Genomic DNA, 14,725 nt, shown 5'->3' with positions numbered 1-14,725 from the left:
TTTTTCTGTGATTAAAATAACTGGAAGATTTTAATTGTTCTGAAAATTCCAAAATAGTTAGAAAATACTTCTTGTTTGTGCGCCTTTAGATTAGGTGTTAGAGGGTAAAATGAAAAATAAATGTAAAAACAATGTGTTTTACCTAAAATAATCCACAAATAAAATAACGAAGTGTTGTAAACATTATGAAAATTGAATATGATAGTCAATGAATAATTATTAAATATTTATAAAGGAGAAATCAGATGAACGAAAAACAACTGCGCTGGTTTACAGTAGCGTTGATTGCATTCAACATGGTCTGGGGTATGGGGAATGTCGTCAATAACTACGCGCAACAAGGAATCTCAGTAATCACTTCATGGTTATTGATCCTAGCTATTTATTTTATCCCCTATGCACTGATCGTCGGTCAATTAGGATCAGCATTCAAAGATAGTAAAGGGGGCGTTAGTTCTTGGGTAGAAAATACTACTTCGAATAAACGCTTAGCTTATTATGCTGCCTGGACATATTGGGTCGTGCATATTCCATACTTAGCACAAAAACCACAAGCGATTTTGATTGCAGCTGGTTGGGCAGTTCAAGGAAATGGCGATATCGTCAATACGATGTCTGTCCAAATGGTCGCAGTGATCTCCTTGATCATTTTCTTAGCTTTCTTGTATCTATCAACAAAAGGCTTATCAACGTTAAAAGTTATCGGTGGTTTAGCAGGTACAGCGATGTTCGTCATGTCATTATTATTCATTTTACTTGCTGTTACTGCGCCATTCATCAATCCAACGATGGAATTTGCGACAGCAAATATGAACCAAGTCAAAACGTATATTCCTAAGTTTGACTTTAGTTACTTTACGACTGTTTCAATGTTAGTCTTTGCTGTAGGAGGCGCTGAGAAAATCTCTCCTTATGTTAATTCTACACGTAACCCGGCAAAAGAATTTCCAAAAGGGATGATCTTTTTAGCAGCAATGGTCGGTATCTGTGCTGTTTTAGGTTCTGTGGCAATGGGTATGTTATTTGCAAGTGACAATATTCCGAAAGATTTAATGGCAAACGGTGCGTACAGTGCCTTCCAAATCTTAGGTAACTATTATGGTATCGGTAATGCATTGATGATCATCTATGCATTGACGAATATGGTCGGTCAAATTTCTGCCTTGGCATTTTCTATTGATGCGCCATTGAAGATCTTGTTAGCCGATGCAGATCCAGAATTTGTACCAAGTTGGTTACGTAAACGTAACCGTAAAGGAACGTTGGTCAATGGTTACATGTTAACTGGTATCTTAGTCGGTATCATCATTCTATTACCGATTATTGGTATCAAAGATATGAATGAATTAGTTAAATGGTTGACGAACTTAAATTCAGTCGTTATGCCAATGCGTTACTTATGGGTATTCCTAGCCTATATGATGTTGAACAAAGCATACAAAAAATTCACGTCAGAATATAAGTTCGTGAAAAATCCTAAAGTTGGATTCATCTTTGGTGCTTGGTGTTTTGCTTTCACTGCGTTTGCATGTATTTTGGGAATGGTACCAAAAGTGGAATACGCTGCTGATCCACAAGCTTGGTGGTTCCAATTGATCTCAAACATCGTCACACCGATCATTTTGATTTTACTAGGTATGATCTTACCAGCAATCGCGCGTCGTGATAATAAGAAAAATCCATTGAAAGAACCAGTTTCTCAACTTTAAAATAAGATTTGACCGAATCAGTCCAACGATTGGTTCGGTCTTTTTTTGAGTTATTAAGAATAAGAGGTAAAATAAAAAGATGACCATTCGAAGGAGGACAAAAATGAAAATAATGATTATTGGACAGTCGGGTGCAGGTAAGTCCACACTTGCAAGAAGCTTACAAGCAACGTCAGGAAGCCCTCTTTTAGCACTGGATCGTTTGTGGCTAACAACGGACTATGGAAAAGCAGCTAAGCAATGGTTGTTAAAAGAACAGGAAAAATTTATGGCTGAGAACAAGGATTGGATCATCGAAGGGAATTATCTATCGATTGCAAAAGATCGAATTGAACAAACTGACTTGATCCTGTTACTTCGCTTGCCGAGACACATCGCGATGTATCGTGTGGTCAAACGTTCGATTAAACGAAAATTAGATAAAAGTACCCGTCCAGATGTTCCAGAAGAATTTATAGAAAAATTCGACAAAGAATATTTGGACTTTTTACTTTTTGTTTGGCGTTTCAAGAAAGAAAGGGAACCCTTAGCAATCAAAAAAATCTATGAACAAGGAGCAGAAGGAAAATTAGTCATTTTGAATGGTTCACGACAGCAAAAAAAATTTCTAGAGCAATGGCGAAGTAAAAGTAGTTGACACGTTTCGTTTACAAGTGTAATCTGTATTTAGAATTCAAGTTTACATTTGTAAACGAAGAGGAGAGTGATACATATGGAAGAAGTGAAAAAGCCAATCAAAATCAGTGACTCAGAATGGGAAATCATGCGTGTCGTCTGGACATTAGGAGACACCACAGCTCAGGAAATCACACAGATCCTTTCTGAATCAATGGGCTGGAAAGCAGCAACAGTCAAAACGTTATTAGGACGACTTGTCAAAAAAGAAGCGATTTGGACAGAACAAGAAGGGAAAAAATTTATTTATCACCCAGCGGTGTCTGAAACGGACACTGTGCAAAGTGCTGCTGAAAATTTATTCTCACATATTTGTGCGAAGAAAATCGGCGAGACGATTGCAGATCTTGTCTCAGAAGCAACTTTAACACATGCAGATATTGACCAAATCATGGCAGAACTAAAGAAAAAAGAGCCAGTAACAGATATCCAGTGCAATTGCATTCCAGGACAATGTCATTGCCATCAAAACAACTAGGAGGAAAACAGGGATGAAAACAAAAGTAACGATCAAAGGAATGAGCTGTAAACATTGCGTTGCAAGAGTGGAAGAAACGGTCAATGCGCTACCGGGTGTAAAAAAAATTAATGTCAACTTAAAAAAAGAGATCGGAACTGTGTCATTAGATGAAACAGTGATCCAACCATCTACGATATGTCAAGCAATCAATGATTTAGGCTATCAAGCAGAGGTGATTTAAATGGAGTATCCAGCTAAAAAAGACACACTCGTGATTACTGGAATGACTTGTGCCAATTGTGCTGCACGAATCGAAAAAGAGTTGAATGAACAGCCCGGTGTATTATCTGCGACTGTTAATCTGGCAACAGAAAAAGCGACGATCAATTATCAGGAAGTATCAATTGAAGAACTGATCCAGAGTGTTGAAACCATTGGTTATGGTGCGATTTTATATGATGAGGCCCATAAGCAAAAAATTGCAGAAGAAAAGCAAACTTATTTAACAAAGATGAAGCGAGATGTCATCATAGGTGCTATCTTGACGCTTCCTATGATGATCGCGATGATTGCAATGATGTTAGGCTTTCACGGAACGCTTGTCCATTTTTTCCATGATCCATGGGTCCAACTGATTTTAGCAACCCCTGTCCAGTTTTATATTGGTTGGCGCTTTTATGAAGGAGCGTATCATGCCATCAAAACAAACGCACCCAATATGGATGTGTTAGTGGCAATCGGTACGACCGCCGCATTTGCGCTTAGTGTATACAATGGTTTTTTCAGTACACATTCATCGGACTTATATTTTGAAAGTAGCAATATGATCATCACACTGATTTTGTTAGGAAAATATTTGGAACACACAGCCAAAAGTAAAACCGGCGATGCCATCAAGCAGTTGATGTCTCTTCAGAAAAAAACAGCACAGGTCATAAAAAATGGTGAAGAAAAGACCATACCAATCGAGGAAGTAGAGATTGGGGATATTTTACTCGTCCGACCGGGAGAACAAATCCCAACAGATGGGAAAGTCATCAAAGGAGATAGTGCGATCGATGAAGGAATGTTGACTGGAGAAAGTGTGCCAGTTGAGAAAAAAACGGGGGATCTACTCTTCGGCGGAACCATCAATTCCACAGGGATTCTTGAAATGACGGTGACCCAAGTAGGAAAAGGAACTGTCCTCTCACAAATCATCCAAATGGTGGAAGATGCCCAAGGAAGTAAAGCACCGATCCAAAAAATTGCTGATAAGATTTCTGGTATTTTTGTTCCTATCGTTTTAGTCATTGCTTTCTTTACCTTAATAGTCACTGGACTCATCAGTGGCAACTGGGAACTGGCAGTGATCCATAGTGTTTCAGTGTTGGTTATTGCTTGTCCTTGTGCGTTAGGACTAGCGACACCAACTGCTATCATGGTTGGTACAGGATTAGGCGCACGAAAGGGTATTTTGATCAAAGGCGGCGAGGCATTAGAAGCTGCAACACATCTAGACACGATCCTTTTAGATAAAACTGGTACGATCACACAAGGTAAACCAGTGGTCACAGACGTTATTGGTGACGAAGAAGTGTTAACGATCGCCACCACATTAGAGCAAGGCTCAGAGCATCCTTTAGGCAAAGCCATTGTGACTTATGGAAAAGAACAGGCGATCGCGACTTTGCCTGTGGTTCAAGCAAAAGCACATCCGGGTGCTGGGATCAGTGGGGTAATAGATGGAAAATCTTATTTTATTGGTACGAGAAAACGACTAGTGGAGCTGAACGTTTCATTTGAAGCGTATCAAGAACAAGCGTTACAATTAGAACGACAAGGAAAAACCGTGATGTTTCTTGCAGATGACAGACAGGTATTGGGGATGATCGCTGTGGCTGATCAGATCAAAGAACACGCAAGATCAGCAATCCAACAATTACAAGCCCAAGGATTGGCAGTTTATATGGTCACAGGGGACAATCAATCAGTTGCAACGACGATTGGACAAGAAGTTGGTATTCCAAAAGAACACATCTTTGCTGAAGTATTACCTGATGAAAAAGCAGGATATGTCGAAAAATTGCAAAAAGAAGGAAAACAAGTGGGGATGGTCGGTGATGGTATCAATGATGCCCCCGCCTTGGCTTTAGCAAATGTCGGTATCGCCATGGGGAATGGCACCGATATCGCTATGGAAACAGCAGATGTAACGTTAATGAATAGTCAACTCTCGTCGATTGGACAAACGATCGAACTTTCAAGTGTGACCTTGAAAAAAATCAAACAAAACTTATTTTGGGCATTTATTTATAACACGATTGGCATTCCATTTGCTGCGTTTGGCTTATTGAATCCAATCATTGCCGGAGGAGCGATGGCCTTTAGCTCAATCAGTGTGTTACTCAATTCATTAAGTCTAAACCAAAAAATGAAGAAATAAACGGTTCAACAAAGGAAAGGACAGAATGAAAATGAACGAGCAAAAAAAACAAACGATGCACGAGCATCATCATGATGAAATGAAGCAACAAACGAACATAACACACCATAAAATGGATCATACGAGTATGGACCATACAAAAATGAACCACGAGAGCATGGCACATGAGCATCACTCAATGGACCACAGTTCAATGGATCATCATGACCATATGAGCGGCGGGATGGATCATTCGATGCACATGGGGAATTTTAAACAAAAATTTTGGTTGTCCTTGTTGCTAGCGATTCCGATCATCTTGTTTTCTCCCATGATGGGCATGGAATTCCCCTTTCAAGTGACTTTCCCTGGCTCTGATTGGCTCGTCTTGATCCTGGCGACCATCTTGTTCATCTATGGCGGACAACCCTTTTTAAGTGGCGCTAAAATGGAATTGAAACAAAAAAGTCCAGCAATGATGACCTTGATTGCTATGGGGATCAGTGTCGCCTATGTTTATAGTGTCTATTCTTTTATCGCAAATCTCATCAATCCCCATACTCATGTGATGGACTTCTTCTGGGAATTGGCGACGTTGATCGTCATCATGCTATTAGGGCACTGGATCGAAATGAGTGCCGTTTCTAATGCAAGTAATGCGTTACAGAAATTAGCAGAATTATTACCGGAAACGGTCAAACGATTACGAACAGATGGGACAGAAGAGACAATTTCTTTAAAAGAGGTCAAAGAGGGCGATCATTTAGTCGTTCGAGCAGGAGATAAAATGCCAACGGATGGGAAGATCCTGAAAGGTGAAACGATCGTGGACGAATCTGCCGTAACTGGCGAATCCAGAGGGGTCAAAAAGCAAACATCTGATCCAGTGATCGGTGGTTCGATCAATGGAGACGGTACTATTGAGATCGAAGTAACTGGAACTGGTGAAAATAGCTATTTAGCAAAAGTCATGGATATGGTCCGTCAAGCACAAGGTGAAAAGTCAAAACTAGAATCTTTGTCTGACAAAGTAGCCAAATGGTTGTTTTATGTCGCATTGATCGCCGGCCTATTGGCATTTGTTGTGTGGCTCTTTTTAACCGATTTACCAACTGCTTTAGAACGGATGGTCACCGTCTTCATTATTGCCTGTCCTCATGCGTTAGGTTTGGCGATTCCTTTAGTTGTTGCACGTTCGACATCGATTGCTGCTAAAAATGGGTTGTTGCTCAAAAGTCGTCGCGCCTTAGAACAAGCCAATGAGTTAGATGTCATCATGCTGGATAAAACAGGTACGTTGACGGAAGGAAAGTTCACCGTCACTGGTATCGAAAGCTTAGACGATGATTATCCTCAAGAAGAACTATTGAAATATCTAGGTGCCTTAGAAGCGAACGCCAATCATCCTTTAGCCATTGGGATCATGCGTTATTTGAAGGAACAAAATATTTCTCCTTATCAAGCAGAGAATCAAAAAAATCTTTCAGGGGTTGGCTTAACTGGCACAGTAGCAGATAAGAATGTAAAAGTAGTCAACGAAAAAGAAATCAAACGTTTAGGACTTGAAATTGCAAAGGAACGATTAACTCCTTACGAAGAACAAGGGAATACAGTCAGTTTTCTATTGATCGATGATCGTTTAGTGGGATTAGTGGCTTTAGGCGACATCATCAAAGCAGAAGCAAAAACCTTTATTCAAAGTCTCAAAGAAAGAAATATCACTCCGGTGATGTTGACTGGTGACAATCCACATGCAGCAGAAGTGGTCGCACAATACTTAGGTATTGAAGAGTATTATGGCGGACTTTTACCAAATGACAAGGAAGATATCGTCAAACGTTATCAGGAACAAGGGAAAAAAGTCATCATGGTCGGTGACGGAATCAACGACGCCCCAAGTTTAGCACGTGCGACGATCGGGATGGCGATTGGAGCAGGAACCGATATTGCGATAGACTCAGCGGATGTGGTTTTGATCAACAGTGATCCAAAAGATATCTTGCATTTCTTAGATCTAGCCAAACAAACGAGAAAGAAAATGATCCAAAACCTATGGTGGGGAGCTGGTTACAACATTCTTGCCATTCCTTTAGCAGCAGGGATTCTTGCGCCGATCGGGATTTTGTTAAGCCCAGCGATTGGAGCTGTCTTGATGTCATTGAGTACCGTAGTTGTAGCACTGAATGCGTTGACGTTGAAGATCAAAGAATGATCATTTTTAGTAAATAATTATTGAATAAAGAGTGAATATGACTATGTCAATGCGGTCGGGACAGAAGTGTTCAGTCTCAAGAAATAAGGCGCCAGCCACGAAAATTGTTTTTCAAATTTTTGTGGCTGGCGTCTTATTTCCGAAGAAGTTACTTCTGTTCCTGTTGTTTATCCAGTTTTAGGTGGTGGGAGAGAACGAAGGGCTCACTTCTTTTTTGTCGTTGGTATGATTTACACAAACGAGAGACTTTGGATTAATTTCTGGTTAATTTTGTAAATTAGTAAAATAATAAAAATAAAAAATATTTCTTTGCGTACTTTATATAAGAGACATTTTCAGAGTATTGATGAACCACTCTGGAAAAACTATTGATAGAGTGAGGTTAAGCAATGAATTGGCAAACATTACTAACAAAAAATGCACAGAATATCTTTTTACTGATCAACCAAATGAAAGATCTGACATGGAAGAAAAGCGACTTAGCAAAAAGGATGGATGTCGATGTCAAAACGATCGATCGTTATTTGAAGCGATTGAAATCAGAGGATTATCCCTTAGAACTAGCGTATGACAAAAAAGAAGTCCAACTGGTTTATCATCAAGCATACAATGAGCCATTTCTTTTGTTTGAATTTTTGATCCGATCGGATTCGTTCTGTTTATTACGGGATCTGATTTTACAAAGGGAATACTCCTTCGAATACGATCGTTCCGCACAAGAACGATTGAAAAAATGGCTAGGGGATTATCATCTTTCTTTTTCCTACAAAAAGCGACAAATCTATGGTTCTGAACGAAAAATCAGATATTTACTTTTTTGTTTTCTCAAAGAGTTCCCAACTTTTTTTAAGGAAGACCATGATCAAACATTTTCAGAACTATTCATCCAACTTCTAGACCAACGTCCCAAACATACAGATATTGAGATTTTTACAAATCATCAATTGTTCTTCTATGAGATTTTTCCAGAACTACTCTTTCGCTCTGAACAAAAGCTTCCGACAAAAGAAAAGAATTATCGGGCTATCCTGCGACTGAATAGCCATTTGATCACAGACAAGCGGTGGGAAAGGATCGAAAAAACCTCCGTCTATCAAAAATTATCGATCGTTACTGAAAAATTAGATTCATTATTTTGGTTGACGAATGATTTTGAAAGTTCCAACAAAAAGAAAATAACAAGAGTACTATTCCAAGAGTGGTTAAAATATTCAATTGGTCTTCATGATCGCTTTATCCATGAAGAAGCTGTTGCCTACCAAGCATTAGCAGACACGATCCCTAATTTTATTGAAAAATCAAACCAGTTTCGTATCGCTTTGCAACAAGCTTTGTTTCAGCCAACCACCGATTGGGCAAGGATGTTGCTGAAATTATTAAATGAACGAGGCTATCTGGAGATGTATGCACCGGAAGTTAAAATCGTATTCTTTTTTCGCTATGACCATGAAGAAGCTAGACGACTTGCAGCAATTTTAGATAAAACGTTACGTCATCGCAAACGCACATCGATCCACGTATGTACCAGGAGTAAGCCACCTAGTTATGCTCAACTTGTCATCACAGACCATTTTTTTTCTGCTAGTCTCACTAATGATCAGAAAACTTATTTTTATCAAGACTCACTTGGAATCGAAAAACTATTATCAGACATCGATTATTGGATCAACACAAAGATAACTTTTACGAGTAAACGAATCATCGAACGCTAGAATATGCTATAATGGACTGGAAAAACAAAGGAGGAAAATCCATTGGAATTAAAGAAACTAGAAGTACCTACATCTTCAATTACAGAAGTGAAAAGATCGCCGATGGATGTGTTTGACCAAGCTAGAAAAGCTGAAACAGGCGTATATATTTTTAATCGTGAAAAAGTTGCTGGTGTGATGTTGACCCAAGAGCAATATGAGACGTTGTTGCAAGAATTAGCCACGCTTCGCCAACTCGTTGCGACAGAAACAGAAGAGGTAAAAACAAATGGAACTGGGACAAACGAACCATTCACAAAAAATCGCACGGCCATCGTATCCACTTCTGAATCGTTAGATGAATTGGTTAGCGCCTTAAAACAATATTTAGTTACAGGTGTATCTATCTCTGCTAAAAATCTTGATGAACGAATGGTGGCATTGGGATTCATTACGAAGAAAACTGGTTTTGGCGGGGTTGTTGATATGCTCAATGAATTAACAGAAACGGGTAAAATCAATTACCAATTAAGGAAAAAACCAAATGGTAAAATCGTGATCGCAGAGATCATCGGTGAACAAGATAGTCAATCTCAACTATTCGATAAGCTGATCATCAAAAAAATCTATTTACATGAAATATAAAAAACTACGAAGTGTTGCCTTGATTGCTTCGCTAAACATCGAACCTAGGCCAAAAAGAATATAAAAATAAAAGTAAAGCCCTCTAACGACCACTAGCCGTCTCTGGGGGTTTTACTTTTATTTTGCTATCTAAAAAAGTGAAAGCTTATTTTACTTGCTTACGCGAATAGGCAAATATACTACCCCAAATGATCCCTAATAACTGTGGAAATAAGTAAATACCAGCGAGCAGTAAGATGATCTGTTCAGGGGGAAAAGGATGATATAAAAAATGCCATTCAGTACATTTAGCAAAACATAAATAAGAGGTGATCGTAGAACAAAGATTGCCAAGAACCAATGTTCCTAAACGATTGGCTCGTCTCAACGTAAAACCAAGGAAAAAAGCCCAAAATATCAATAGTATAAATAGGATGACTGAATGATAATAATAATCAAAAAGTAGAGCAAGATAAAAATAAGGCACACACATCAATAAGTAGATTGTTTTTTTATGTAGAATAATTGCAAAGGTCCATTCCTCCAAATCAGTTCTCCTTGGTTTTAATTGTAAAATCAAACAATGAATAATCAATTCTTTTTAGAAATATTCTGAATAAAATGAATAAACTCTCATTGCTTTATTCTTAAAAAACTAGTCTTTCCCCTCAGTTTTTTTAGAGAAATAGAATATATTATGATAGATGGAGTGTCTTTTGGGAGGTTTTGTATGAAAAAGAGAATAAAACTAGAACAATTGTATTTGTTTCTTTGGTTTTTCCCAATTTTTCTTTTGCCTTTTACATGGGTGAATGCAGTGGTACAAGGTGCTGAGATTCTTGGCATCATCAATGGAAGTGGCTTTATTATTTCCAAAAATTTTCCGACATTGACCCTTTTTTATTTTTTGATCAGTGTGAATTTGATCGTTTCAAAAACATTTATAAAAAAGTATAATTGGCATTTGATCCAGTTTTCTTCTATGCTGGTCTTTACATCTTATTTCTCGATATTACCGAGAATCATCATCGGTCCGAATGGATTAAGTGAAAGTGGACTAAAAGATACAAGCTATTCTGCGATGTATTTTTTGACCATCAAACCTTGTTTTTATGTAGCGATTGCTTCCTTTGCGTTAGCAGTCGGCCTATTCTATTATACAGAGATCCGTGAACAATCTTTACTTATAGAAAAGATATAGTTTTTTGTAGGACGTCCATTTTCGGACGTTTTTTTGTTTTACGATATATTTATACAACTTAACAATAACTTTACATATTCAATATCTAGGATTTACAGTACCCTGATACAATCAATTTGTAACTAAGAAAGGGGCATATAAATGAAAAAAGTTTTATTTTCTTTAGGAGTATTAGGTTTTATCTTAGCTGGATGTGGTTCTGGTTCAGGAAGTACGGATGGATCAGCCAGCAACTCGGCTAGTTCAGATGATCAAGTAAAAATCGTAGCGGTCGGTTCAACCGCTTTGCAACCTTTAGTTGATGCTGCACAAGAAATGTTTACCCAAGATAACCCCAACTATCAGATTTCTGTTCAAGGTGGCGGAAGTGGAACAGGTCTTAGTCAAGTAGCGTCAGGTGCTGTAACAATCGGAAACTCTGATGTATTTGCAGAACAAAGAGATGGAATCGATGCAAGTAAATTGGTAGACCATCGTGTAGCAGTTGTTGGAATGGCACCAATCGTAAATAAAGATACAGGCGTTGAAGATATTACAAAAGAACAATTGATCGACATCTTCACTGGTAAGATCACTAACTGGAGTGAACTAGGCGGAGCAGATCAAGAAATCAACGTCATCAACCGTGCAAACGGAAGCGGCACTCGTGCAACCTTTGAATACTGGGCATTAGATGGCGCTGTACCAATACAATCTCAAGAACAAGATTCATCAGGAACAGTTCGTCAAATCGTTTCACAAACACCAGGTGCGATCAGCTATTTAGCTTTCTCTTATTTAGATGATTCTACTCAAGCGTTGAAAATCAACGGTGTAGAACCAACTCCTGAAAATGTCTCAGACAACAGCTGGGAAATTTGGTCTTATGAGCATATGTATACAAATGGCGAACCTGAACCAGAAGTGAAGAAGTTCTTAGACTTCATGATGACAGATGCCGTTCAAGAAGGACCAGTACAAGATTTAGGCTACCTACCGATCAGCATGATGAAAGTTGAACGTGACGCAGAAGGTAACTTATCATAAGATTGAATACATCTTTCAATCACATGTTTATTCAAAACGACTACCATTGATCATTAAGCTTAGTTCCTCGTTGAGGATCTAAGCTTTTTTAGTTTATTGCCCACTCTACGGTTTCGTTTTTTTTCATATGACAGTTTTGAAAGAAGAATATCAGTTATATCTGAGGATTTATTGGACAAAATGACGTATGGTTAAAGAGTAGAAAAAAAGTTGAGGGATTAGCTATGAATAAAAAAGAAAAACAACGAAAAAAACAGATGCAGCAAATGTTGGCACAATTAGAACGCATTGATCCTAACAAAAATGAAGGGCTGACAGACACACAGGTACAAGAAAGAATACGTGTTGGCGCTGTCAATCAAGCAACGAGTCCTACATTTAAAACGAACAAGCAAATCGTGATGGAGAATGTCTTTACTTATTTCAATCTGATTTTTTTAGTCTTAGCGATTCTATTATGTGTCGTCAATTCCTATAAAAATTTGACTTTTTTACCTGTCATATTGGCAAATACGGGCATCGCAATCTATCAAGAGATCCATTCCAAGAAAATTTTAGATCAGTTGAGCATGTTACACGCCGCAACGGTCAAAGTATTACGGAATGGTCAAGAACAGAAGATAACTATCGAAGAGTTAGTGCTAGATGATCTCGTCATTCTAAAAACAGGAGACCAGATCCCCGCAGATGGAAAGATCATAGACGGCAATCTACAAGTGAATGAAGCGCTATTGACTGGTGAAGCGGATGAGATAAATAAGGAAATCGGCGACGAACTAATGTCGGGAAGCTTCATCGTCGCGGGTAAAGCGAAGGTTCAGTTGACACGAGTCGGCAATGAATCTTATATTGCCAAATTAACGATGCAGGCAAAAGAAATGGGTACTGGAGAACAATCAGAGATGATTGCTTCGTTAGATAGGATCATCAAATGGGTAGGGATCATCATTATCCCCATTGGATTGACCTTATTTTCTCAAAGCTATTTTTACAATGGCAATACGTTGAGGGAAAGTATTGTTTCGATGGAAGCTGCGTTGATCGGTATGATTCCTGAAGGACTGTACCTACTCACGACGATTGCTCTAGCAATGAGTGCGACACGCTTAGCGAAACAACAAGTGTTGCTTCATGACATGAAAAGTATCGAGACGTTAGCACGAGTGGATGTATTATGTGTCGATAAAACAGGAACAATCACTGAAAATTCAATGGACGTTCAACGTGTGCTGATTCCTGAAAATCCTTTAGCAAAACAAACAGCAGATCAGTTGGATGAATTACTTGGTGACTACGCACAGGCAATCGAAGCTGACAATGAAACGATGCAAGCAATCAAAAATTACTTCACGAAGCATTCTGACAGAGAGGCAACAGCAAGTTTACCCTTTTCTTCTGTGAGAAAATATAGCAGCGTGACATTTACAGATAAAACGTATGTCCTTGGAGCACCAGAGATGGTCTTACGTGAAGCGTTCACGAGTTATGCTTCTGAATTTAGCGCGTATACGGATCAAGGCTATCGGGTATTAGTTTTCGGTGAATACCAAGGGATACTGTCACAAGAAGACTTGGAAGAAGCCGTTATCCCGTTAGGTTATTTATTGATTGCTAATCCGATCCGTCAAGAAGCGAAAGCGACGTTTAATTACTTTAAGAAGCAAGATGTTGCTATCAAAGTGATTTCTGGTGATAACCCAACGACAGTTTCTCATGTTGCCACACAAGCGGGTATTTCAAACGCGGAGCAATATGTGGATGTCTCCTCGTTAAGGGAAGAAGAATTTCCAGAAGCCATGGAAAAATATACCGTCTTTGGCCGTGTCAAACCAGAACAAAAAAAGGAATTTGTTCGTTTACTAAAAGAGAAGCATACAGTGGCGATGACTGGGGATGGGGTAAATGATATCTTGGCGATGAAAGAAGCCGATTGTAGCATTGCGATGGCATCAGGGAATGAAGCGACGATGCAAGCTGCACAAGTGGTCTTGTTGGAATCAGATTTTTCTAAAATGCCAGAGATTGTTGGCGAAGGACGGCGTGTCGTAAACAATATCGAACGTTCTGCCAGTCTTTTCTTAGTAAAAAATATTTTTTCATTCTTATTGTCTGTTTTTTCTGTTCTTTTTGCATTCACTTATCCATTAGAACCTTCACAAATCACATTGATCAGTTTATTTACGATCGGGTTACCTTCCTTTTTATTAGCATTGGAAGAAAATGAAAACCGAATCAAAGGCCGATTCATTGAGAACGTCTTGGAAAAAGCCATTCCGGGTGGTCTGACCGATATGATGGTGGTAGGCGCTTTAGTCGTGGGTGGTTCAATTTTAAATCTGAACAAAACCGATACGTCGACAGCCTCTACCATGTTGCTGATCGTTGTTGGCTTTTTAGTCCTTTATAAAATCTGTCAACCATTGAATCAATTTCGAACACGGATCATACTATTTTGTGCAAGTGGAATCGTCTTTTCTGTTGTCTTCTTGCATAAACTATTTTCAATATCAGCCATTTCGCCAGTGTCTATCTTAATGGTGGTCATGCTCTTTTTCGCAGCAGAATCCATCTTTCGTCAGTTGACCTTTTTCGTGGAAAAATATTTGCATTTAGATAAGATCGATACGACACGTACGAAAAAACGTTGGAGAAAAGTATTTCCATTTTTCAAGAAATGAGCGAAGAATTGTTGGGTACAAAGAGATAGCGTCAACCTCCTAAAA

Annotated in this window: 12 protein-coding genes; 11 read left to right on the top strand and 1 reads right to left on the bottom strand. The window is 38.7% G+C overall.

Annotated features, from left to right (window positions below):
- Positions 1–245: 245 nt before the first annotated feature.
- From HZ311_RS02635 to HZ311_RS02600, 8 genes are all read left to right on the top strand, one after another.
- Positions 246–1,709, top strand: coding sequence for an APC family permease (locus HZ311_RS02635; protein ID WP_010734986.1), 1,464 nt, complete (start codon positions 246–248; stop codon positions 1,707–1,709).
- Positions 1,710–1,812: 103 nt separating this feature from the next.
- On the top strand, positions 1,813–2,346 hold the full coding sequence (locus tag HZ311_RS02630) for a P-loop NTPase family protein (protein ID WP_023519983.1): 534 nt from the start codon (positions 1,813–1,815) through the stop codon (positions 2,344–2,346).
- A 75-nt stretch (positions 2,347–2,421) separates the two neighbouring features.
- Positions 2,422–2,862 carry a CopY/TcrY family copper transport repressor gene (locus HZ311_RS02625; protein ID WP_010734988.1) on the top strand — a complete coding sequence of 147 codons (441 nt, stop codon included), beginning with the start codon at positions 2,422–2,424 and terminating at the stop codon, positions 2,860–2,862.
- Between the two features lie 13 nt (positions 2,863–2,875).
- The gene (gene copZ, locus HZ311_RS02620) at positions 2,876–3,085 is read left to right on the top strand and encodes a copper chaperone CopZ (RefSeq protein WP_010734989.1); all 210 of its coding nucleotides are present in this window, start codon (positions 2,876–2,878) and stop codon (positions 3,083–3,085) included.
- On the top strand, positions 3,086–5,269 hold the full coding sequence (locus HZ311_RS02615; protein WP_023519982.1) for a heavy metal translocating P-type ATPase: 2,184 nt from the start codon (positions 3,086–3,088) through the stop codon (positions 5,267–5,269).
- Positions 5,270–5,396: 127 nt separating this feature from the next.
- The gene (copB, locus tag HZ311_RS02610) at positions 5,397–7,460 is read left to right on the top strand and encodes a copper/silver-translocating P-type ATPase CopB (RefSeq protein WP_414458098.1); all 2,064 of its coding nucleotides are present in this window, start codon (positions 5,397–5,399) and stop codon (positions 7,458–7,460) included.
- A 389-nt stretch (positions 7,461–7,849) separates the two neighbouring features.
- Positions 7,850–9,172, top strand: coding sequence for a hypothetical protein (locus tag HZ311_RS02605; RefSeq protein ID WP_023519980.1), 1,323 nt, complete (start codon positions 7,850–7,852; stop codon positions 9,170–9,172).
- A 42-nt stretch (positions 9,173–9,214) separates the two neighbouring features.
- Positions 9,215–9,796, top strand: a complete 582-nt coding sequence (locus HZ311_RS02600) for a hypothetical protein (protein WP_023519979.1) — start codon at positions 9,215–9,217, stop codon at positions 9,794–9,796.
- A gap of 145 nt (positions 9,797–9,941) precedes the next feature.
- Here the strand turns inward: HZ311_RS02600 and HZ311_RS02595 are convergent, their stop codons facing one another.
- Positions 9,942–10,322, bottom strand: a complete 381-nt coding sequence (locus HZ311_RS02595) for a hypothetical protein (RefSeq protein ID WP_023519978.1) — start codon at positions 10,320–10,322, stop codon at positions 9,942–9,944.
- Positions 10,323–10,505: 183 nt separating this feature from the next.
- Here HZ311_RS02595 and HZ311_RS02590 point away from each other — a divergent pair, with 183 nt between their 5' ends.
- The 3 genes from HZ311_RS02590 (at position 10,506) to HZ311_RS02580 (ending at position 14,680) form a co-directional block, all read left to right on the top strand.
- Positions 10,506–10,976 carry a hypothetical protein gene (locus HZ311_RS02590; protein ID WP_010734995.1) on the top strand — a complete coding sequence of 157 codons (471 nt, stop codon included), beginning with the start codon at positions 10,506–10,508 and terminating at the stop codon, positions 10,974–10,976.
- Between the two features lie 141 nt (positions 10,977–11,117).
- A complete protein-coding gene (locus HZ311_RS02585) occupies positions 11,118–12,002 on the top strand; it encodes a phosphate ABC transporter substrate-binding protein PstS family protein (RefSeq protein ID WP_010734996.1) in 885 nt (294 codons plus the stop codon).
- 224 nt (positions 12,003–12,226) lie between these two features.
- Entirely contained in the window at positions 12,227–14,680 is a 2,454-nt protein-coding gene (locus HZ311_RS02580) for a cation-translocating P-type ATPase (protein WP_178946461.1), read from the top strand.
- Positions 14,681–14,725 lie beyond the last annotated feature (45 nt).

Origin of the sequence: Enterococcus mundtii (assembly GCF_013394305.1) — a bacterium.
GTDB lineage: Bacteria > Bacillota > Bacilli > Lactobacillales > Enterococcaceae > Enterococcus_B > Enterococcus_B pernyi.
This window is presented reverse-complemented; position numbering and strand designations above follow the sequence as displayed.

Coding starts and splice junctions, on each gene's coding strand:
- HZ311_RS02580 (WP_178946461.1), top strand. CDS start 12,227: ATGAATAAAAAAGAAAAACAACGAAAAAAACAGATGCAGCAAATGTTG.
- copB (WP_414458098.1), top strand. CDS start 5,397: ATGGACCATACAAAAATGAACCACGAGAGCATGGCACATGAGCATCAC.
- HZ311_RS02630 (WP_023519983.1), top strand. CDS start 1,813: ATGAAAATAATGATTATTGGACAGTCGGGTGCAGGTAAGTCCACACTT.
- HZ311_RS02585 (WP_010734996.1), top strand. CDS start 11,118: ATGAAAAAAGTTTTATTTTCTTTAGGAGTATTAGGTTTTATCTTAGCT.
- copZ (WP_010734989.1), top strand. CDS start 2,876: ATGAAAACAAAAGTAACGATCAAAGGAATGAGCTGTAAACATTGCGTT.
- HZ311_RS02590 (WP_010734995.1), top strand. CDS start 10,506: ATGAAAAAGAGAATAAAACTAGAACAATTGTATTTGTTTCTTTGGTTT.
- HZ311_RS02605 (WP_023519980.1), top strand. CDS start 7,850: ATGAATTGGCAAACATTACTAACAAAAAATGCACAGAATATCTTTTTA.
- HZ311_RS02635 (WP_010734986.1), top strand. CDS start 246: ATGAACGAAAAACAACTGCGCTGGTTTACAGTAGCGTTGATTGCATTC.
- HZ311_RS02625 (WP_010734988.1), top strand. CDS start 2,422: ATGGAAGAAGTGAAAAAGCCAATCAAAATCAGTGACTCAGAATGGGAA.
- HZ311_RS02615 (WP_023519982.1), top strand. CDS start 3,086: ATGGAGTATCCAGCTAAAAAAGACACACTCGTGATTACTGGAATGACT.